Source organism: Dactylosporangium sp. CA-139114 (assembly GCF_050955725.1).
In the GTDB taxonomy this organism is placed as follows: Bacteria; Actinomycetota; Actinomycetes; order Mycobacteriales; family Micromonosporaceae; genus Dactylosporangium.
Window position 1 is genome coordinate 9,477,720 of the sequence record NZ_CP192080.1, and the last position, 20,983, is coordinate 9,498,702.

Here is a 20,983-nt window from a genome sequence, read left to right on the forward strand (position 1 = left end):
ACCTGAGACTCAGGCGGCCTTGTTGCGCTGCTTGAGCCAGAGCAGGGGGCCGCTGACCAGGTAGGCGAAGACCACCACGACGAACGTGACGCGGTAGTTCACCAGGGCGCCGATCACCGGCAGCACCAGCAGCCACGGCGGCAGCTTCACGAGGCGGGCTAGCTTCGCGTAGGGGAAGCTCGAGACCATCGCGAGGCCGAGCAGCACCACGCCGGCGACGCGCAGGGCGGCCGGCATCTGCGGGGCGATCAGCGTGGCCAGCGCGAGGACCGCGGCGCACATCGTGGTCGGCACGCCGCAGAAGAAGCGGCCGTCCTTCGGTGAGACGTTGAAGCGCGCGAGGCGGATCGCCGCGGCCGCCGCGACCAGGGCACAGGCCGGGATGAGCAGCCAGCCGGGCGCGGAGGCGTTCAGCCAGGCGTAGACCACGACGGGTGCGGCCAGGCCGAACGAGCACATGTCGGCGAGCGAGTCCATCTGCGCGCCGAAGGGGCTGGCCACGCCGAGGCGGCGGGCCAGGAAGCCGTCGAGGCCGTCGAAGATGACGCAGGCGATGAGCAGCGAGGCCGCGACCCGCACGTCACCCTGGTTCACCGCGATGAAGATCGCCGACAGGCCGAGCATGAGGCTGCTCAGGGTGCAGGCGTTGACGAGCGCGAAGCGGATGCGGCGGGCGATGGTGCGCTCGCCGGGCAGCAGCGGGATGGACAGCGACTGCGGCTCTTCCTCCACCGGCGACGTGACCGCCGGGGTGGCGGCCGGCCGCGCGGTCTCGACGGCCGGGCTGACCGGCGCGATCGCGATGACCTCGGCCGCCAGATCCCGTGACACTCCGTCACGGCGTCGCATGCGCAGGCGTGGCAGGCGGACGCGGCCGGTGCGGGTGTCGGTCTCCGCGGCGGGGACGAGCAGGGAGGTCGCGCCGGCCACATTACCCTCACCGCGCCGCCCCACACGCCCGGCGAAGAGCACCTGGCGGGCGAGGGAGCCGCTGCGTCGCAGCCGTCCCGCCCATTGCCTTCCGCCACCGGGGCGCGGGCTGTCCGTAGTGCGTCGTCGCTGCCAAGGTGTGCTCGGCACTGATCCTCCACTGTAGGAACGAGGTTCCCACGGTCGCTTTTCGGGGCCTTTCGACCCTCGGTGTCCGTTTCGCGAGACGGTCTCGCGATCTACACGGTCTCATATCAGGTCGAGATTGGCGATGCCTCAGGGCGGAAACCGCCGGTTCAGGCGAGCCGCGGAACTACTCAATGTAGTTTTTTGTTAACCTCTAGTCCATTGTAACGACGTCGGTCACTCGGTCGTCGCGGGCAGTGAAGCGGCCCACTGGACCACCTCGGTCACGGGCAGCCCGGCGAGGTCGCCCGGCGCGAACCAGGCCGCCGACGCGGTCGAGCCGCCGGCCTCCTCCGTCACGCTCGGTGTCGACGGCTCGGGCACCCGGACGCGGTAGAGCGCCCGGACCGCGTGCCAGTTCATCGGGTACCCCTCCGGGCCGACAAGACCCGAACTGCGCCGGTGCGTCACCCCGAGCAGTTCGACGATCTCGCCGCGCTGGCCGGTCTCCTCGTACAACTCGCGCAACAGAGCCTCGGCCGGCTGCTCGCCGACGTCGGTCCCCCCGCCGGGCAGGTGCCAGCGGCCCGCCCCGGGGAACCCGGGGGCGATGCGGGTGAGCAGGACGCGTCCGGCCGGGTCGGTGGCGAACCCGTAGGCGGCGAAGCGCTGCCCCTTCGGCAGCTCGGACTCGCTCCCCGGCTCGGCGTCGACGCGCCCGGGCGCGTCGGCGGGGACGACGTCGAAGAGGACGCGATCCTCGTGGAGATCGGGGGTGATCAGGGCCAGCACGTCGCGTACACCCGAAACCGCCACCGGCAGCCCGGCGCTCTCGCGGAACAGCCGGACCACCGCGGACGCCGGATTCTCCCCGTGCCGGATCGGCCCGCCGATCTCCTCGGTCGCGCCCGGCAGCCGCCCGTAGACCGTGATCACCCGTGTCCGCGTCATGGTGATCAGCGTAGGCCGACCCCGCGAAGGGCCTCCTCCGTCACCTCGGTCAATGGCAGCTCGTCCAGGTCGTCCGGGTCGAACCAGCGCGCCTCGGCGGTCGAGCCGCCCACGTCGTGGATCACCGGGCGGCTGGAGCGGGCCACCTGGACGCGGTAGAACGCGCGGACGCCGTGCCAGTCGATCGGGTAGCCCTCGGGGCCGAGCTGGGCCGCGTCGCGGTGGCTGGCCACGCCGAGCAGCTCGACGATCTGCCCCTCCTGGCCGGTCTCCTCGACCAGCTCGCGGATGAGCGCGACGCCGGGCTGCTCGCCGAAGTCCGTGCCGCCGCCGGGCAGGTGCCAGCAGCCGCCGCCGGGGTAGCCGTCGGAGATGCGGGTGAGCAGGACGCGGTTGCGCCGGTCGGTGCAGACCGCGTAGGCGGCGAAGCGCTGGGCGCGGTGCAGCCCGTCGGGGCCGGGCACCGCGTAGAAGGACGGCACCTCGGGCGTGCCGTCGGGCCGGATGTCGGCGGTGGCGTCGGGCAGGCCGAGCGCGTCGGCGGTGAACCGGCGCAGCGGCAGGGTCTGCGCCTCCTCGATGGTGACCCAGCGGGCGAGATCGGTGGGCTGCCCGACCCGGTCGCGCAGCGCGCCGCCGCGCACCGAGACCTCGTAGATCAGCCGATCGGTGTGGATCGTGAGCCCGCGCGCCGGCACGGCCCGCATGTCGGCCAGCACGTCGCGCAGCTTGACCACGGCGACGGAGAGCCCGGTCTCGGCCGCGGTCTCGCGCACGACGGTGTCGACCGGGTTCTCACCGTGGTCGACGGCGCCGCCGGGCAGCGACCAGGCACCGGGCGTCCCGGACTTGGCCGAGGCGCGCACGAGCAGGAAGGCATCGCCGTCAACGCACACGCAGTAGGCCGCGATGCGCCGCAGCGGCTGTAGCGCTGGAGTCACGGAGATAAATTGTCCGGCCTTCCCCGCCGCTCGCCAAGAGCAAGTTCAGCCTGAAGGGGGATTCACTCCCATTCAATAGTGCCCGGGGGCTTGGACGTAACATCCACGACCACGCGGTTGACCTCGCGGACCTCGTTGGTTATCCGGGTCGAAATCTTGGCGATCAGCTCGTGCGGCAGCCGCGACCAGTCCGCGGTCATCGCGTCGTCGCTGGAGACCGGGCGCAGCACGATCGGGTGACCATACGTCCGCCCGTCCCCCTGCACCCCGACGCTGCGCACGTCCGCGAGCAGCACCACGGGGAACTGCCACACGCTGCGGTCCAGCCCCGCGGCGGTCAGCTCCTCGCGGGCGATCAGGTCGGCGGCCCGCAGGATGGCCAGCCGCTGCTCGTCCACCGCGCCGATGATCCGGATCGACAGGCCCGGCCCCGGGAACGGGTGGCGCATGACGATCTCCTCGGGCAGCCCGAGCGCGGCCCCGATCTGGCGCACCTCGTCCTTGAACAGCGTCCGCAGCGGCTCGACCAGCGCGAACTGCAGGTCGTCGGGCAGCCCGCCGACGTTGTGGTGGGACTTGATGTTGGCGGTGCCGGTGCCGCCGCCGGACTCGACCACGTCCGGGTAGAGGGTGCCCTGCACGAGGAACTCGACGTGCTCGTCGGCGTCGAGCTCGCGGGCGGCCGCCTCGAAGGTGCGGATGAACTCGCGCCCGACGATCTTGCGCTTCTGCTCCGGGTCGGTCACCCCGGCCAGGGCGCCGAGGAAGGTCGCGGACGCGTCGACGACCTTGAGGTTGATCCCGGTCGCGGCGACGTAGTCCTTCTCGACCTGCTCCGCCTCGCCCGCGCGCAGCAGGCCGTGGTCCACGAACACGCAGGTCAGCTGGTCGCCGACGGCCTTGTGCACGAGGGCGGCGGCGACCGCGGAGTCGACCCCGCCGGACAGCCCGCAGATCACCCGCTTGGTCCCGACGCGGGCCCGGATCGCCTCGACCTGCTCCTCGATGATGTTGCTCGAGGTCCAGGTGGGCTCGATGCCGGCGATGTCGTAGAGGAAGCGGCGCAGCACCTCCTGGCCGTGCGGGGTGTGCGCCACCTCGGGATGGAACTGCACACCGGCCAGCCGGCGCCCGGTGTCCTCGAACGCGGCCACCGGCGCGCCCGGCGAGCCGCCGGTGACCGTGAAGCCGGCCGGCGCCGCGGTCACGCAGTCGCCGTGGCTCATCCACACCGACTGCTCGGCCGGCAGGTCGCGCAGCAGCACGCCGCCGCCGGCGGCGAGGGTGAGCGGGGTGCCGCCGAACTCGCGGTTGCCGGTGTGGGCCGCCTCGCCGCGCAGGGCCACCGCCATCGCCTGGAAGCCGTAGCAGATGCCGAAGACCGGCACCCCGGCCTCGAACAGCGCCGGGTCGACCTGGGGCGCGCCCTCCTCGTAGACCGATGACGGACCGCCCGAGAGGATGATCGCCGCGGGGCGCTTGGCCAGCAGGTCGGCGACCGGCATCGAGCTCGGCACGATCTCCGAGTAGACGTGGGCCTCGCGCACCCGGCGGGCGATCAGCTGGGCGTACTGCGCACCGAAGTCGACGACGAGCACTGGCTGCGGCGTGGTCATGGACAAAAGCCTAGACGGAGTGCGGCCGGAGCCTCCGCGGGGACGGCGGGACGTGACGGAACTATCGGTGCGACCGGGACGTATGGCTCGCCCAGGTCCGGGCGCCGGTCCGGCTCACCCTTGTTCGGCCACATCGACGCCGCCCGCTCGGCCTGCGCCGCGATCGTCAGCGACGGGTTCACCCCCAGGTTGGCCGAGACCGCGGCGCCGTCGACGACGTGGAGTCCCGGATGACCGAAGACGCGGTGGTACGCGTCCACGACCCCGGTCTCCGCCGACTCCCCGATCGCGGCGCCGCCGAGGATGTGCGCGGTGAGCGGGATGTTGAAGACCTCCGACCAGCCGCCGCCGGGCAGCCCGCCGATCTCCTCGGCGAGCAGGCGGACGGCCTCGTTGCCCGCCGGGATCCAGGCCGGGTTCGGCTCGCCGTGCCCCTGTGTCGTGGTGAGCCGCCGCCGGCCCGTCCACGAGCGCTTGTAGTGCACGTCCAGCGAGTTGTCGAGGGACTGCATGACCAGCGCGATCACGGTCTTGTGCGACCAGCGGCGGACCGAGAGCACCCGCAGATGCCGCAGCGGGTGCCGGAAGAACACGCCGAACCAGCGCAGCGGCCGCCAGGGGCCGCCGTCGGTGAGCACGGTCTGCAGCAGGCCCATCGCGTTGGAGCCGGGGCCGTAGCGGACCGGCTCGATGTGGGTGTTCGCGTCCGGGTGGAAGGAGCTGGTGATCGCCACGCCGTCGGTGAAGTCGACGCCCTTGCGCAGCGAGCGGGCGCCGACGATGGACTCCGAGTTGGTGCGGGTCAGCGTGCCCAGGCGGGGCGAGATCCGGGGCAGCACGCCGTCGGCCCGCATCCGGTGCAGCAGGCGCAGGGTGCCGAGCGCGCCGGCGGCGAAGACGACCTGGCCGGCCTCGAAGGTCTGCCGCCGGCGGCGCCGGTCGGTGCCGCGGGTCTCGACCGAGTACCCCTCGGCGGTGGGGCGCACCGCGGTGACCGTCGTGAGCGGGTGCACCCGCACGCCCTGCTGTTCGGCGAGGTAGAGGTAGTTCTTCACGAGCGTGTTCTTGGCCCCGACGCGGCAGCCGGTCATGCAGGAGCCGCAGTGCGTGCAGGTCTGGCGGATCGGCCCGGCGCCGCCGAAGTAGGGGTCCACGCCGGAGCGGCCGAAGTACACCCCGACCGGCGTGGCGTGGAAGGACTCCCCGACGCCCATGCGCTCGGCCACCGCGCGGAAGGCCCGGTCGGCGGCGGTGGTGCGGGCGTAGGTCGCGACCCCGAGCATGCGCTCGGCCTGGTCGTAGAAGGGCTCGAGCTCGGCCCGCCAGTCGGTGATGCCCCGCCACTGGGGGTCCTCGTAGAAGGGCGGGAGGGGGCGGTACAGCGTGTTGGCGTAGACCAGCGATCCGCCCCCGACCCCGGCGCCGGCGAGCACCAGCACGTTGCGCAGCATGGTGATCCGCTGGATGCCGAAGCAGCGCAGTGCCGGAGCCCACAGAAAGCGCCGCGCGTCCCAGGACGTCTTCGGGAACTCCTCGTCGGCGAAGCGGCGCCCGGCCTCCAGGACCGCGACCGAGTACCCCTTCTCGGCCAGGCGCAATGCGGTCACACTGCCGCCGAACCCCGATCCGATGACCACGACGTCGTAGCGCATGCCCCATAGTGACTCGTGAGTAACTTGGACGGAAGCCCCTTCGGTTTCGGTGGTCATGTGCGGCAGACTGGTCAACTATGGCGAGACTTCCCGGCGGGCTGCCCGTCTGGCGTGGTCGCCGGCTGCTGGGCACCGACGAGGCCGGCCGCGCCGGGGCGTCGCCGCCCGCGCTGCCGGCCGTCGATGCGGGCCACCACGCGGCGCTGCACTCCGTGGTGCTCGACGCGCTGAAGTTCGCCGACGTGGGGGCTCCGCAGTCGGTGCACCTCGGCGGCTCCCCGACGGTGGAGTTCCGCGCCGGCGCGCTCGTCATCGGCCTGCCCCTGGCCTGGGGACTCTCCGCCGACCAGCTGCGCGTGCTGCTCACCCACGAGCTCGCCCTGCCCGCCTCGCGCCACCCCGACCTCGTGCGGGGCCTGCTCGACGCCCGCCACCGCACCCCGGCCGGGGAGAAGGCCGCCGCCCGCCACGCCCGCCTGCTCGCCGCCACCGAGCCGCTGCTGGCCGAGGCCGAGCAGGTCCGCGACGCGGCCGCGATCACGGCGGCCGGCGGCGGCCTCTCCGCCGTCGAGGACGCGGCCCGCGCCCTGCTCAAGGCGGCCGCGATCCACGCCGCGTTCTCGGCCTTCGCCGCGGCCCCGCTGGCCTCGGGCACCATGTCGGCCTTCAACACCGGCTCCCTGCCGACGAGCGGCCCGATCCGCGCGGAGGACCTGCACGCGGGCTGGCGGCTGCGGCTCTCACGCTGGGGCGCGCCCACCGCCGACATCGACCGCGAGGAGCTCGCCGGGCACCACCCCGGGCTCGCCGAGGAGCTGCGCGCCCCCGCCGACGGCCCGCTGGTGAGCCTGGACCCCGACGCGGCCCACCTCGACGAGCTCGGCCCGGCGGCGCTGCGCAGCCTGGCCGCCGAGGTGCTGCCGTCCGGCTCGGGCGAGCCCTGGGTCCGGCTCGCCGACCTGCCCGTCGAGGCCTACCTGCCGGACGTGGAGCGACGGGCCCGGCAGTACGTCGAGGCGGTCAACGAGGTCCTGGGCCGCGCGCCGGACGGGCGCGACGAGCTGGCCGGGACGCTGCTGCGCCGCCCGGTGGACGTGGAGCGGGCGCGGCGGGGCCTGCCGGCGGCCGCGGACTCGGAGCCACCGCCGCCGTGGATGGGGGCGGCGCTGCTGGCCGTGGTGGTCGAGTACACGCTGCTGCGCAAGGGGTGGCGGCGGGAGCATCCGCTGTTGCCGCGGCGGCTCGTGACGCCGGACTCGGATGCGGTGCTGGACCTCAACGAGCTGGTACGCAGCGACCCGGGCGCCCTGCGCACGCACCTGGGCTGACGCCGGGCGCGGACAAGCGCGAGAGCTACAGGTTCGGCGCCTGCGTGATCGAGAGCTCGGCGGGCTGGATCACCATGTACCCGTTCTGCGTCCGCTGCTCCACCACCCCCGCCGCGAGCTGGTTCACGCCCGTGCCGTCGAACCGGACCCCGTTCCACGGCATGATCGTCTGGGTCGCGGGGAGCGTGAGCTGCTGGACCGAGTTGCGCACCGCCTGCTTCGTGTAGTCGCCCGCCTGGTCCATCGCCATCGCCAGGGTGAGCGTCGCCATGAACGCGTCCGCCGCGACCTCGGTCAGCTTGGTGTGGAACGCCTGCTCGAACATCGCGCCGATGACCTGCGCGGTCGGGTTGCGCGTGGCGAACTCGTTCGACCAGCCCGAGGCCCGCAGCGCGGTCGGGTTCTTCACCCCGTCGAGCGCGGCGACGCCCGGGCCGAGCGCGATCACCGAGGCGATGCCCTTGAGCTTCACCGCGAGGTCGTTGGCGGCGCTCGCCTCGGCGGGGCTGGTGACGACGGCGAACACCGCGTCGCCCTTCTGCACCTGCCCGTTCGGCTGGCCGGCCTCGCTGCCGGTGAGGGGCAGCACGTGGTCCTTGCCCGCGACCTCGTAGCCGGAGGACTGGCTGAGGTCCTCGATCGAGTTCTTGAGGCTCGCGACCTCCTTGCCGAGCTCGCCGCCGGGCGCGCCGGACGCGGTCACGATGCGCTTGACCTGGCCGTTCGTGCCCTTGTAGCGGTAGAGCAGGTCCAGCGCGGTGTTGACCAGGTGCCGGTCGGTCGGCTGGATGCGGAAGTGCCCGGCGCGGTTGGACTCGCTGAAGGTGTCCGACGTGGTCAGGCTGTCGACCAGGGAGACGCCGAGGAAGTCCGCGACGCGGCTGGTCGTCTGGGCGACGTCGATGGTGTCGGCGAGGATCAGGCCGACCGCGCCGTCGTCGACGAGCTTGGTCGCCTCCTTCTCGATCCGCTCCGGCGCGCTGGCGGTGTCGCCGGTCAGCAGCGTGAGCTTGGTGCCGCCGCGCAGGCCGACGCCGGGGCCGAGGGGCAGGGGCAGCGGCTTGCTCGGGACGTCGCGGTTGACCACCTCGATGGCGAGCCGGGCGCCGAGGGTGGCCTGCTGGCCTAGCTGCGCGTTGGGCCCGCTCGTGGGCACCAGGAGCCCGATCGCGACGCTGGCCGGCGGGGTCACGGCCGGCTTCGCGTCGCCCGTGCACGCCGACATGAGTAACGCCGACGCCAGCACCAGGGCGGTCACTGCGGGCCGTCGGCCCCGGGTGAGCACGGCGTATGACTCCTTGTGGCGGGTGGCTGGTCGGACGGCCGTATCCTTCCCGTCTGATCAATGCGTAGCAAGCCCGCTGTCCGGCTTCGAGTATTGTGACCTGCGCCACTATGACGTGGTTGGACACTGGTCGCAACCCTGGTTTGATAAGTGCCGCACGCTGCTCGGCAGCGCGATGACGCATGCGAAAGGTGTGGAGGGGTGCAGACCTTCGCTTCGCCGCCTTCGACGAGGGCTCCGGCCGTCGTGATGAAGGTGAACAGCCATCGCCGTAGGCGGCCCGGGGAACCGCAACGGCGCAGCGCATCCCTGTTCCGGGTGCGCGACTGGCGCGTGCCCACGAAGCTCGCGGCCGTGCTCGTGCTGCCCGCGGTGGCGTTCCTGGTCATCGCCGGCGTGCAGATCAACGTCTCCGTGCAGGACGCGACGAAGCTGGACCAGTTCGCCCAAGGGGTCAAGGTCGGCCGCCAACTGACCGATCTCATCCACCAGTTGCAGCTGGAGAGGGACCGAACGGTCGGATATCTCGCCAAGTCGACCAGCGGGCCCCAGCCGTCCGGTCCGAATCAGGCAGCCGACGACCTGGCCGAGAGCCAGGCGGCGACCGACTCCGCGCTGCGCGCCTTCTCCGAGCAGGCCCGCCCGCTGCTCAAGAACCCGATCTTCAGCGGCGTGCAGAACCGGATGACCACCGACTTCACCGACCTCGGCCTGGTCCGCGACGGCGTCGCGCACCGGTGGCTGCGCGAGGAGGCGGTGTTCGAGCAGTTCTCGGTGACCATCCAGCACCTCTTCGACCTGGTGCCGGACCGGCCCGACATCGGCGGCGACTCCCAGTCGGTGGCCGAGGTCGCCTCGCTCATGGACCTCGCCCAGGCCAAGGAGCTCAAGGACCAGCTGCGCGGGCGGATCTTCGCCGCGGCCAGCGCCGGCAAGTTCGCGCCGGACGACTTCGAGACCTTCTCCGAGATCCAGGCGCGGCAGGTCGCCGCGGTCGAGCGGTTCCGCGCGTCGGCGAGCCCGGCCCACCTCGCGCTCTACGTGAGCAACCTGCGCCAGGACGCGGTCTCCACCGTCGCCCGGCTGCAGCAGGACATCATCTCCCGGGCCCGGGGCGCCGCGGTCGGCGTCTCCGCCGAGGACTGGTGGCGGGCGAGCACGCTGGAGCTGGGCTACATCCGCAGCATCGAGAAGGCGATGCTCGAGGACGCGATCACGGGCGCCGCCGATCGCAGTAGCACCCAGCGGACCAACGCCATCGTCGCCACCTCGGCGATCGTGCTGGTCATGCTCCTGGCGCTGCTGCTGTCCTGGCTCATCGGCCGGTCGATGGCCCGCTCGCTGCGCCAGCTGCGGGCCCAGGCGCTCGACGTGGCCCAGCACCGGCTGCCGGAGGCGATCCAGCGCCTGCGGACGCTGCCACGGGGCGAGACGGTCACCGTCGACACCACGACCCGCGTGCGCTCGTCCGACGAGATCGGCGAGGTGGCGGACGCGTTCACCGCCGTGCACCGCAGCGCCGTCAGCCTGGCCGTCGAGCAGGCGGTCATGCGGCGCAACGTCAACTCGATGTTCGTCAACCTGGCCCGCCGGTCGCAGACGCTGGTCGAGCGCCAGCTGCAGCTGCTGGACCAGCTCGAGTCGGCCGAGACCGACCCGGACCAGCTGGCCAACCTGTTCCGCCTCGACCACCTGGCCACCCGCATGCGCCGCAACGACGAGAACCTGCTGGTCCTCGCGGGCAGCGAGGCGACCCGGCGGTGGGCCCAGCCCGTGTCGCTGTCCGCGGTCATGCTCGCGGCCATGGCGGAGATCGAGCAGTACGCCCGCATCCGCCAGGACGTGTCCAACGACGTCTTCGTCGTCGGCCACGCGGTCTCCGACATCGTGCACCTCTTCGCGGAGCTGCTGGAGAACGCGACCACGTTCTCGCCGCCGGACACCGTGGTGACGGTGACCGGCTGGCCGGCCCAGCAGGCCCGCGAGGCGACGATCGTCATCGAGGACAAGGGCATCGGCATGACCGAGTCCGGCCTCATCGAGGCCAACGAGCGCGTGTCCAGCCCGATCGCGATCGACGTGGCCGCCTCCGAGCGGATGGGCCTGGTCGTCGTCGGCCACCTCGCCGACCGGCACGGGGTGTCGGTGCGGCTCACGGCGAGCGAGGAGGGTGTGACGGCATACGTCACCCTGCCCGCCCGCCTCCTCGCGGCCCCGCCCGACGGGGTCGGGCTCTACGGCAACAACGCGGCCACGCGGCTCGCGGGGGCGGCTCGCCTGCCGATCCCGGTCGACGGCGGCACCTCGCAGGCCCCGGCCGCGACCGAGCCGTCCGGCGAGCACCCGACCGCGGTCCTGCCGGCGCTGCCGTCCCGCCCGGCGAGGCCGGCCGAGGAGCCCGCGGATGACGAGGCGGATTCGGACGTACCGGCAGTGGCGGCGCCCCGGCTGCCGGAAGCGCCCGACGCCGTGCCGGTCTCGGCGGTCCCGGTCTCGACGGTCCCGGTGTCCGCCGCGCCGGTGTCCGCGGCGCCGGTCTCGGCCGCACCCGTCTCAGCCGCGCCCGTCTCAGCCGCACCCGTCTCGCCCGCACCCGTCTCAGCCGCACCTGTCTCAGCCGCACCTGTCTCGGCCGCTCCGGTGTCGGCCGCCCCCGTCTCGGCGGTCCCTGTGTCCGCGGCGCCGGTCACGGCCGCGCCCGGCTCGGCGCCGCCGAAGAGCGTCAACGGCGTCAAGCGCGGCCCGGTCCGCGCCGAGGACGTCATCGCCGGTGCGTCGCGGCCCAACGGTGCGCCCGCGACGGCCGCGAAGGGCACCCGCTGGTGGTCGCGCGGTGGGGGCGGCGACGCCCCGGCCCCGGCGCCCGTCGTCCCGGCCCAGCGGCAGCCGTTGACCGCCGGCACGAGCAGTGCCGGGCTGCCGATCCGCGTGCCGCAGGCGCAGCTGCCGGGCGATCCGAGCGTGCCCGCGCCCGCGCCGGAGGAGACGCAGCAGGTCACGGTGGTGCACACCGAGCCGGACCCGGCCAGCGTCGGCAGCATGCTGACCCGGTTCTACAGTGGCGTGCATCGGGCCGCGAACGAGGACGAGGTGCCCACGGTGCCGATCAACGAACATCGAGGGAGCACGGCGTGACCCTGAGCCAACAAGCACGGGACCTGAGCTGGCTGATCAACGCGTTCACCGAGCGGGTCCCCGGCATCGCCCATGCTGTGGTGGTGTCCTCCGACGGCCTGCTCGTGGCCGTCTCGGACCATCTGCCCCGTGACAGCGCCGACCAGCTCGCCGCGGTCACGTCGGGCCTGGTGAGCGTCACCAGCGGCGCCGCGCGGATCTTCGACGGCGACGAGGTCAAGCAGACCGTGGTGGAGATGGGCCAGGGGTTCTTCCTGGTCATGTCGATCCGCGACGGCTCGATCCTGGCCACGCTGGCCGGCCGCGAGGCCGACATCGGCGTGGTCGGCTACGAGATGGCTCGCCTGGCCAAGCAGGCGGGCGAGATGCTGACCCCGGCGCTGCGCGCGGAGCTGCAACAGGCGCTGCCCCGCTGACGAGACGACCTCGGGTGCCGGGCTCTGCGCCCGGCACCCGAGGTCGTGTGGCTGGTTTGACGAGCGCGATGGTCCCGCCGCCGCGCCCACCGCGGACGGTGAGGCCACGGGAGTTACGGTCCGGACCACGACGGACGTCGCGGTAGCTCGCTGCTGTTACTTATCGAGGATGAGCCCGACCTTCTGGAATTCCTTGAGGTCGCGGTAGCCGCACTTCGCCATCGCCCGCTTGAGCGCGCCGAACAGGTTGAGCGCGCCGTCGGGGTCCTCGGACGGGCCGTAGAGCACCTTCTCCAGCGTGCCCAGCTTCGGCTCGGCCGAGCCGAAGGAGCCGCGGGGCAGCTTCGGGTGGCTCGCCGCCGAGTGCCACCAGGCGCCGCCGCCCGGGGCCGAGTCGCTGCGCGAGAGCGGCTCGCCGACCATCACGGCGTCGGCGCCGCAGCCCAGCGCCTTGGCGATGTCGCCCGAGGTCTGGATGTTGCCGTCGGCGATGATGTGCACGTAGCGCCCGCCGGTCTCGTCCAGGTAGTCGCGGCGCGCGTCCGCGGCGTCGGCGATCGCGGTCGCCATCGGCACCCGGATGCCGAGCACGCGGTCGGTCGTCGACCACTCGTCGGCGCCGATGCCCACGATGACGCCCGCGGCGCCGGTGCGCATCAGGTGCAGCGCGGTCTGGTAGTTGGTGCATCCGCCGACGATGACCGGCAGGTCGAGGTCGGCGATGAACTCCTTGAGGTTCAGCGGCTCGTCGGTGGTCGAGACGTGCTCGGCCGAGACCAGCGTGCCCTGGATGACCAGGATGTCCACGCCGGCGTCGAGGATCACCGGGGCGAGCGCCAGGGTGTGCTGCGGCGAGACGCGCACGGCGACCGTGATGCCGCCGTCGCGCATCTCCTTGACCCGCTCGCCGATCAGCTCGGGCTTGATCGGCTCCGCGTAGACCTCCTGGAGGCGCTGCGTGGCGGGGGCCTCGTCGTCGAGACCGGCCAGCTCCTCGAGGATCTTGGTCGGGTCGGCGTACCGCGTCCAGAGCCCCTCGACGTTGAGCACGCCCAGGCCGCCGAGCTTGCCGAGCGCGACCGCGGTGGCCGGGCTCATCGTGGCGTCGGACGGGTGAGCGACGCAGGGGATCTTGAACGGGTACGCGTCGAGCTGCCAGTTCGTGGAAACGTCGTCGACGTCGCGGGTGCGGCGCGTCGGGACGATCGCGATGTCGTCCAGGTGGTAGCCACGCCGGGCACTCTTGCTGAGCCCGATCTCGACCACGTCACGCATGTCAGCTCCTGTTGGAATAGGGGTGTTCGTCCACCGCGTCAGCGCGAGTGGTAGTTCGGGGCCTCGACGGTCATCTGGATGTCGTGCGGGTGGCTCTCCTTGAGGCCCGCCGCGGTGATCCGGATGAGCCGGGCGCGCTCGTGCATGTCGGCCACCGTGGCCGCGCCGACGTAGCCCATGCCGGAGCGCAGGCCGCCGATGAGCTGCTGGGCGACGGCGGAGAGGGGGCCGCGGTAGGCGACCTGGCCCTCGATGCCCTCCGGCACCAGCTTGTCGTCCGAGCTCACGTCGTCCTGGAAGTAGCGGTCCTTGGAGTAGGAGCGCGCCTGGCCGCGGGACTGCATCGCGCCGAGGGAGCCCATGCCGCGGTACGTCTTGAACTGCTTGCCGTTGATGAAGATCAGGTCGCCCGGGCTCTCCTCGCAGCCGGCCAGCAGGCTGCCCAGCATCACGGTGTCGGCGCCGGCCGCGATGCCCTTGGCGATGTCGCCGGAGTACTGCATGCCGCCGTCGGCGATGACCGGCACGCCCAGTGGACGACAGGCCCGGGACGCCTCCATGATCGCCGTGATCTGCGGCACACCGACGCCGGCGATGACGCGCGTGGTGCAGATCGAGCCGGGCCCGACGCCGATCTTGACCGCGTCGGCGCCGGCCTCGGCCAGCGCCCGGGCGCCCTCGTAGGTCGCCACGTTGCCGCCGACGACGTCGACCGCGGTGTCCTTCTTCAGCCGCTGCACCATCTCCACAACCATTCGATTGTGCCCGTGCGCGGTGTCGACCATCACGATGTCGAGGCCGGCGTCGATCAGGGTGCGGGCCCGCTTGTAGCTGTCCTCGCCGACCCCGACCGCGGCGGCGACCCGCAGGCGACCGGCGTCGTCCTTGGTCGCGTGCGGGAACTTCTCGCTCTTGGAGAAGTCCTTCACGGTGATCAGGCCGCGCAGCTTGCCGGAGCCGTCGACGATCGGCAGCTTCTCGACCTTGTGCTTGCGCAGCAGCGCGAGGGCCTCGTCCTTGCTGACCCCGACCTGCGCCGTGATGAGCGGGGTGACGGTCATGATGTCCCGCACCCGGGTCTCGGGGTCGGAGACGAAGCGCATGTCGCGGTTGGTCACGATGCCCACGAGCTGGCCGTCGGCGTCGGTGACCGGCACGCCGGAGATGCGGTACCGCCCGCAGAGCGCGTCGACCTCCCGCAGCGTCGCCTCGGGCGAACAGGTCACCGGGTTGGTCACCATGCCGGCCTCGGAGCGCTTGACCAGGTCGACCTGCTGGGCCTGGTCCTCGATCGAGAGGTTGCGGTGCAGGGTGCCGATGCCGCCCTGCCGCGCCATGGCGATCGCCATCCGGGCCTCGGTGACCGTGTCCATCGCGGAGGACACCAGCGGTATCCGAAGGGTGATGTTCCGGGTGATCCGGCTCGAGGTGTCCACGGCGCTGGGCACGACGTCCGATTCGCCCGGCAGCAGCAGCACGTCGTCGAAGGTCAGGCCCAAAGGCAGCACGTCAGGTCGGGAGAAATCCATGAAGCGCATCCCAGCTCTCGGTCGTCCGGCGGGTGCGTCTCATCGTACTTCCGCCCCGGCGGCGCACCCGTCCGCCATGGCAGAGCCGTGCCCGGCCCCACACCAGGGCCGAATGGGGATACCGTTGAGGCGTGCACGAAGAGCCCATCGACCCCTTCGCCGGCGACCCGGCCGATCCTTCGGCCGAGCTCGACGACAGCGGGAACGAAGACCCGTTGACCGCCGCCGAGCGCCAGGACGTTCTCGAGGACCTCGCGGACCTCGAGATCTACCAGGCGCTGCTCACGGCGATCGGCGTCCGTGGGCTCGTCATCGAGTGTGAGGATTGCCACGAGCCGCACTATTTCGACTGGGATTTGCTGCGGGGGAACCTGAAACACCTGCTCACGTCCGGCCGACCGCGCGTGCACGAGCCCGCCTTCGACCCCGATCCCGACCATTACGTCACATGGGAGTACGCGCGGGGTTACGCTGACGGTGTTCACGACGCACTGGCGAGTGCGACCGACGACGGCGACGGCTAGCAGGCCCTCGTTTAGGTTTGCCGCGCGGCGGGTACCGCAGCGGCATGCCCCGGATGGCCTGCAGCGCCGCTAACTCACGAGCCCGGCGCGGAACGCCGCCGCTACGGCGTGTGCCCGGTCGCGTGCGCCAAGCTTCCGGAACAGCCGGCGAGCGTGCGTCTTGACCGTGTCCTCGGAGACGAACAGCTCGCGCCCGATCTCGGCGTTGCTCTTGCCGTCCGCCATCCCGCGCAGCACCTGCAGCTCCCGCTCGGTGAGCTCCACCCGCCGGCGCGGAGGCTCGCCCGGCACGTCGCCGCGCTGCTGCGGCACGCCGGCCCCGGTCACCCGGGCCCCGGGCATCCCGACCGCGGTCCGCGCCGTCCCGGGCAGTCCGCGCCCGGCCTGCAGCATTCCCCCGGCCGCCTGGCTCGGCGCGCCCATGCGCGCCTGGAGCACCGGCTCGCCGTTGCTGCGGCCCACCTGGCTCAGCACCAGCAGCACCGCCTTCGCGAGCGTCGTGACCGGGTCAGCCGTGTCGACCCGGATGACCGCCCGCGCACCGGCCGCGATCGCCGCGGCGGCGGCCCGGGGCTCCTCCGTGCCGAAGAAGACGACCGTCGCGCCCGGCGCCACGGCCAGCACGCGGCGGGAGAACTCCGCACTGTCGGGACGAGCCAGCGTCGGGTCCGCCAGCACCAGGTCGGCCGGCTGCTCGGAAAGACGCGCCAGGGCCTCGACCATCGTGACGGCGGTCCGCACCGCGTGTGCCACTCCCAGCCTGGCCGCGGCCGCCGCAACCGTCTGTGCCGCGACCTGTGTTCGCACACACACCAAAATCGTACGCACCGTCGTGCTCCTCTCTCTCAAAGAGAGAAACACGAAAAGGCGAGATCTAGACGTGGTTTCACCGCGATTGGCCTACGAGAAATTGACCGACGACATGCCGTTACCTGTGGCGGTCTCGCGCGTTGTACCCGGAATGGGCAACGCGCGAATTCCAGGCCGCACGCCTGGAAGGAGGAGCGAATGACGAATGTGACTCGCCTGCCCGGTCCGATCGCGGACATTTGGGACTGGCAGCGGCTCGGGCTGTGCCGCGGACGGGACAGCGCGCAGTTCTTCCACCCCGACGGCGAGCGCGGCGCTTCGCGCGGTCGTCGGGAGTCCGCCGCCAAGAACGTGTGCCGGGCGTGCCCGGTCCGTGCGGAGTGCGCCGCGCAGGCGCTCACCACGCGGGAGCCCTACGGCGTGTGGGGCGGCTTCACCGAGAGCGAGCGGCTGCGGCTGCTGGCGCTGGGCTGGGAGGACGCCGCGGACCGGCGCCACACCCGGGTCGACGTCGGGCGCCTGGAGGCGAAGCTGGGCCTGCGCCCGACCGCGCCGACGCCGTCGCCGAACCAGGGCGCCCAGCAGCCGCTGCGCGCGGTGCCGGCCCGCCCGGGCCCGACGCACCCGGCCCCCGGGGTGCCGTCGCAGCGGCGCCCGCAGGTGTCGGCCGGCAACGCCCGGTCCCGCACCGCGGCCCGCTAGGCACTACTTCACCTCAATATCGATCGAGTGCCACCCCGTGGCGCCGTCGGGATCCGGCGGCGCCACGGCGTCTGTCTGCGTCTCGCCGCCGTTGTCGGTGGCGCGCACGGTGATGCGGTGCCGCCCCGGCGTGGCCTGCCACTTGAGGGTCCATTGCCGCCAGGTGTCGATCGACGGTACGGGCAGCAGGCTCGCGACCTGCCAGGCCCCGTCGTCCACCCGGACTTCGACCTTGGAAATGCCACGGTGCTGCGCCCAGGCCACGCCGGCAATCATGATCTCGCCCGCCCTGGGATTGCTCCCGTCCCGCGGCGTGTCGATTCTTGACTCGGTCTTGATCGGCCCCTTGGCGGCCCATCCGCGCTTGATCCAATAGGCGTCGAAATCGGCGAACGAGGTCAACTCGAGCTCGACCAGCCATTTGGTGGCCGACACATATCCGTACAACCCTGGCACCACCATCCGAACCGGAAAGCCGTGCTCGACGGGCAGCGGCTCGCCATTCATGGCGATGGCGAGCATGGCGTCGCGGCCGTCCTGGAGCACCGCCGTCGGCGTGCCCGCGGTGAACCCGTCGATCGAGCGGCTCACGACCTGGTCGGCGCCGGGCTGGGGCCGCGCCTCGGCCAGCAGGTCGGCGATGCGCACGCCCTGCCACTTCGCGTTGCCGATGAGGCCGCCGCCGACCTCGTTGGAGACGCAGGCCAGGGTGACGTACCGCTCGATCATCGGCCGTTTGAGCAGCTCGTCCCAGCTGATCGTGAGCTCCTTGCCGACCCGGCCGTGGATGCGCAGCTTCCAGTCCCGCGTGGTGAGCTGCGGGACGACCAGCGCGGTGTCGATCTGGTAGAAATCCTTGTTCGGGGTCACGAAGGGGGCGAGATCGGGCAGGGCCGCGTCCGCCTGGGGCGGCAGCGGCGCCACGCTGTTCGGCGCGACAGTGGGCAGCTCGATCGACGCCCGGTCCTCCTCGACGTTGCGCCGGGTGGACCACCAGCGCCCGGCGAAGCCCACGAGGGCGGCGCCCAGCAGGGTGTACCCGCTCGCGCGCAGGAACCACCGGCGCTCCTCGGCCGTGGCGTTGTCGCCGGCCTCGTGGGTGAGCAGCCAGTGCAGGACCCCGGCGCCGGCGGCCGCGCCCAGCAGCGTGGGGAGGAACGCATACCAGGGCGCGTTGTGGCGGCTGAGCGCGGCGGCGATCCCGATGCCGCCGAAAAGGGCGATTCCGGCGTACCCCCACAAGCGCCGCCGGATCGCGAGCACCCCGATGCCGGCCGCGAAGGCCGCGAGGATGACCAGCGTACCGATGCTCAGCGCAAGCTTGTCGTAGGTGTAGAACACCTCGACGGCCAGATCCTTGACCTTGGCCGGAACGCTGTCGACGACCACGCCGCCGACGCTGACCAACGGCGACGTGGGCGCGCCGGTGAAGATCGCGACCACTTCGGCCACGCCGAGCGCGGTGCCCGCGGCGGCGAGGCCGGCGAGCGCACCGAACTTTCGAGTGTGCACGGTTACAGCATGCGGCGATCATCCGCACACCACCAGCCGCGTAATGGGTCCCTAATCTTTCCCTGAGCCGGCCGTGCCGAGGCCCGGACAGCGACGAGCCCCGGGCCGAAACCCGGGGCTCGTCGAACGTGCGGTGCGGGAACCGGTCAGAAGCCCGGCCCGTGCGAGTGCCCGTGACCGTGCCCGTGGCCGTGGCCAGCGGCAGCCGGCTCGGCCGCCTCCGGCTTCTCCACGATCAGGCTCTCGGTGGTGAGCAGCAGACCCGCGATCGACGCGGCGTTGGCCACCGCGCTGTGGGTCACCTTCACCGGGTCGACGATGCCGGACTTGACCAGGTCGACGTACTCGCCCGTGGCCGCGTCGAGGCCCTGGCCGAAGTCGAGGGCCTGGACCTTGCCGACCACGACGTAGCCGTCGAAGCCCGCGTTCTGGGCGATCCACCGCAGCGGCTCCACGAGAGCCTTGCGGACGATCGCGACGCCGACCTTCTCGTCGCCGGTCAGGCCGAGGTCGCCGTCGAGGACCGAGGCGACCTGGGCGAGGGCCGCGCCGCCGCCGGGGACGATGCCCTCCTGCACCGCGGCCTTGGTCGCCGAGATGGCGTCCTCGATGCGGTGCTTGCGCTCCTTCATCTCGATCTCGGTCGCGGCGCCGGCCTTGATGACCGCGACGCCGCCGGAGAGCTTGGCGATGCGCTCGTTCAGCTTCTCCTTGTCCCAGTCGCTGTCGGAGGCCTCGACCTCCTTGCGGAGCTGCTCGACGCGGGCGGCGACCTCGGACTTGTCTCCGCCGCCGTCCACGATCGTGGTCTGGTCCTTGGTGACCACCACGCGGCGGGCGGTGCCGAGCTGCTCGAGACCCGTGTTCTCGAGCTTGTAGCCCAGCTCGGGCGCGACGAGCTCGGCGCCGGTCAGGATCGCGATGTCCTGCAGCATGGCCTTGCGGCGCTCGCCGAAGCCGGGGGCCTTGACCGCGACGACCTTGAAGGTCTTGCGGATGGCGTTCACCACGAGGGTCGACAGGGCCTGGCCCTCGACGTCCTCGGCGATGATCAGCAGCGGCTTGCTGGTCTGGACGATCTTCTCCAGCAGCGGCAGGAGCTCCTCGATGGCGGAGATCTTCTGCGTGGTGATGAGGACGTAGGCGTCCTCGAGGACCGCCTCCTGCGCCTCGCCGTCGGTGACGAAGTGCGGGGAGACGAAGCCCTTGTCGAACTGCATGCCCTCGGTGACCTCGAGCTCGGTGGTCAGCATCGAGCCCTCCTCCACCGTGATGACCCCGTCGCGGCCGACGCGCTCCATGGCCGAGGCGATCAGGTCGCCGATGGTGGCGTCCTGGGCGGAGATGGTGGCGACCTGCGCGATCTCGGTGTGGCTCTCGACCGGGGTGGCCTTGTCCTTGAGGGTCTGGACGATCGTGGCGGCGGCCTGGTCGATGCCGCGCTTCACGCCGGCCGGGTTGGCGCCGGCGGCCACGTTGCGCAGGCCCTCGCGGACGAGCGCCTGGGCCAGGACGGTCGCGGTGGTGGTGCCGTCACCCGCGACGTCGTTGGTCTTGGTGGCAACCTCTTTGACCAGCTGCGCACCGAGGTTCTCGTAGGGGTTGGCGAGCTCGATCTCCTTGGCGATCGTCACGCCGTCGTTGGTGATGGTCGGGGCGCCGAACTTCTTGTCCAGGACGACGTTGCGCCCGCGGGGGCCGAGCGTGACCTTGACCGTGTCGGCCAGGTGGTTGACGCCGTGCTCCAGAAGGTGGCGCGCCTCGTCGGAGAAGCTCAGGATCTTCGCCATGCGTGTGGATTCCCTTCAAAGCGACACCGCCCCGGCTGCCCCGCGCCTGTTCGCACGGGTCCGGGGCGGTGGCCACTGCTTCTAGTGAAAAACGGTCACTTCTCGATGACGGCGAGGACGTCGCGGGCCGAGAGCACGAGGTACTCCGAGCCGGCGTACTTGACCTCGGTGCCGCCGTACTTCGAGTAGATGACGGTGTCGCCGACCTTGACGTCGATCGGCACCCGGTTGCCCTTGTCGTCGATGCGACCCGGGCCCACCGCGATGACGGTGCCCTCCTGGGGCTTCTCCTTCGCGGTGTCCGGAATGACGATGCCCGAGGCGGTCGTCGTCTCAGCCTCGTTGGCCTGGACCAGGATGCGGTCCTCGAGCGGCTTGATCGCAACCTGCGTCGCGGTAGTCACGGGCATACCCTCCTGGGGTATCGAGCTTGCTAATCGAGTGCCCGGTGAAGCCGTCGT

At 72.0% G+C, this 20,983-nt stretch carries 16 protein-coding genes and 1 pseudogene; 5 read left to right on the forward strand and 12 right to left on the reverse strand.

The annotated features are described in order from the left end of the window. Positions 1-9: 9 nt before the first annotated feature. The 5 genes from ACQP2P_RS42515 to ACQP2P_RS42535 all read right to left on the reverse strand — a co-directional run bounded on the left by ACQP2P_RS42515 (position 10) and on the right by ACQP2P_RS42535 (position 6,216). Positions 10-1,002: a CDP-alcohol phosphatidyltransferase family protein gene (locus tag ACQP2P_RS42515; protein ID WP_433619511.1), complete on the reverse strand. Its 993-nt coding sequence runs from the start codon at positions 1,000-1,002 to the stop codon at positions 10-12. Positions 1,003-1,293: 291 nt separating this feature from the next. Further along, on the reverse strand, positions 1,294-2,007 hold the full coding sequence (locus ACQP2P_RS42520) for an NUDIX hydrolase (protein ID WP_433610869.1): 714 nt from the start codon (positions 2,005-2,007) through the stop codon (positions 1,294-1,296). Between the two features lie 5 nt (positions 2,008-2,012). Then, positions 2,013-2,948, reverse strand: a complete 936-nt coding sequence (locus ACQP2P_RS42525) for an NUDIX domain-containing protein (protein ID WP_433610871.1) — start codon at positions 2,946-2,948, stop codon at positions 2,013-2,015. Between the two features lie 62 nt (positions 2,949-3,010). Continuing rightward, positions 3,011-4,564 (reverse strand): glutamine-hydrolyzing GMP synthase, encoded by a 1,554-nt coding sequence (guaA, locus tag ACQP2P_RS42530; RefSeq protein WP_433610873.1) that lies wholly within the window; start codon positions 4,562-4,564, stop codon positions 3,011-3,013. Then, positions 4,561-6,216, reverse strand: a complete 1,656-nt coding sequence (locus ACQP2P_RS42535; RefSeq protein ID WP_433610875.1) for an FAD-dependent oxidoreductase — start codon at positions 6,214-6,216, stop codon at positions 4,561-4,563. The genes guaA and ACQP2P_RS42535 overlap by 4 nt, the downstream gene beginning before the upstream one ends. A 77-nt stretch (positions 6,217-6,293) precedes the next feature. Between ACQP2P_RS42535 and ACQP2P_RS42540 the strand changes: the two genes are divergently transcribed. Continuing rightward, positions 6,294-7,544, forward strand: coding sequence for a hypothetical protein (locus ACQP2P_RS42540; protein ID WP_433610877.1), 1,251 nt, complete (start codon positions 6,294-6,296; stop codon positions 7,542-7,544). 25 nt (positions 7,545-7,569) lie between these two features. Here the strand turns inward: ACQP2P_RS42540 and ACQP2P_RS42545 are convergent, their stop codons facing one another. After that, entirely contained in the window at positions 7,570-8,829 is a 1,260-nt protein-coding gene (locus tag ACQP2P_RS42545) for an ABC transporter substrate-binding protein (RefSeq protein ID WP_433610879.1), read from the reverse strand. Between the two features lie 318 nt (positions 8,830-9,147). Between ACQP2P_RS42545 and ACQP2P_RS42550 the strand changes: the two genes are divergently transcribed. Then, positions 9,148-11,964, forward strand: a complete 2,817-nt coding sequence (locus ACQP2P_RS42550; protein ID WP_433610881.1) for a nitrate- and nitrite sensing domain-containing protein — start codon at positions 9,148-9,150, stop codon at positions 11,962-11,964. After that, positions 11,961-12,380, forward strand: coding sequence for a roadblock/LC7 domain-containing protein (locus ACQP2P_RS42555; RefSeq protein ID WP_425556692.1), 420 nt, complete (start codon positions 11,961-11,963; stop codon positions 12,378-12,380). Before ACQP2P_RS42550 ends, ACQP2P_RS42555 begins: the two co-directional genes overlap by 4 nt. Before the next feature lie 156 nt (positions 12,381-12,536). Here ACQP2P_RS42555 and ACQP2P_RS42560 read toward each other — a convergent pair whose 3' ends face one another. Further along, on the reverse strand, positions 12,537-13,655 hold the full coding sequence (locus tag ACQP2P_RS42560) for a GuaB3 family IMP dehydrogenase-related protein (protein WP_433610883.1): 1,119 nt from the start codon (positions 13,653-13,655) through the stop codon (positions 12,537-12,539). Positions 13,656-13,693: 38 nt separating this feature from the next. After that, positions 13,694-15,193 (reverse strand): IMP dehydrogenase, encoded by a 1,500-nt coding sequence (gene guaB / locus ACQP2P_RS42565; protein ID WP_433610885.1) that lies wholly within the window; start codon positions 15,191-15,193, stop codon positions 13,694-13,696. A gap of 122 nt (positions 15,194-15,315) precedes the next feature. Here guaB and ACQP2P_RS42570 point away from each other — a divergent pair, with 122 nt between their 5' ends. Next, positions 15,316-15,708: a DUF5319 domain-containing protein gene (locus ACQP2P_RS42570; protein ID WP_350611924.1), complete on the forward strand. Its 393-nt coding sequence runs from the start codon at positions 15,316-15,318 to the stop codon at positions 15,706-15,708. Between the two features lie 69 nt (positions 15,709-15,777). Here ACQP2P_RS42570 and ACQP2P_RS42575 read toward each other — a convergent pair whose 3' ends face one another. Further along, the gene (locus ACQP2P_RS42575; RefSeq protein WP_433080722.1) at positions 15,778-16,536 is read right to left on the reverse strand and encodes a helix-turn-helix transcriptional regulator; all 759 of its coding nucleotides are present in this window, start codon (positions 16,534-16,536) and stop codon (positions 15,778-15,780) included. A 180-nt stretch (positions 16,537-16,716) separates the two neighbouring features. Here ACQP2P_RS42575 and ACQP2P_RS42580 point away from each other — a divergent pair. Beyond that, positions 16,717-17,091: pseudogene (locus ACQP2P_RS42580) on the forward strand (WhiB family transcriptional regulator); the annotation flags it as partial. Between the two features lie 132 nt (positions 17,092-17,223). On the opposite strand, the gene ACQP2P_RS42585 reads toward ACQP2P_RS42580, so the two are convergent. The 3 genes from ACQP2P_RS42585 to groES form a co-directional block, all read right to left on the reverse strand. Then, positions 17,224-18,732: a molybdopterin-dependent oxidoreductase gene (locus ACQP2P_RS42585; RefSeq protein WP_433610888.1), complete on the reverse strand. Its 1,509-nt coding sequence runs from the start codon at positions 18,730-18,732 to the stop codon at positions 17,224-17,226. Between the two features lie 146 nt (positions 18,733-18,878). Next, positions 18,879-20,522: a chaperonin GroEL gene (groL, locus tag ACQP2P_RS42590; RefSeq protein WP_433610890.1), complete on the reverse strand. Its 1,644-nt coding sequence runs from the start codon at positions 20,520-20,522 to the stop codon at positions 18,879-18,881. A gap of 95 nt (positions 20,523-20,617) precedes the next feature. After that, the gene (groES, locus tag ACQP2P_RS42595; protein ID WP_223099008.1) at positions 20,618-20,932 is read right to left on the reverse strand and encodes a co-chaperone GroES; all 315 of its coding nucleotides are present in this window, start codon (positions 20,930-20,932) and stop codon (positions 20,618-20,620) included. Between the last annotated feature and the right edge of the window lie 51 nt (positions 20,933-20,983).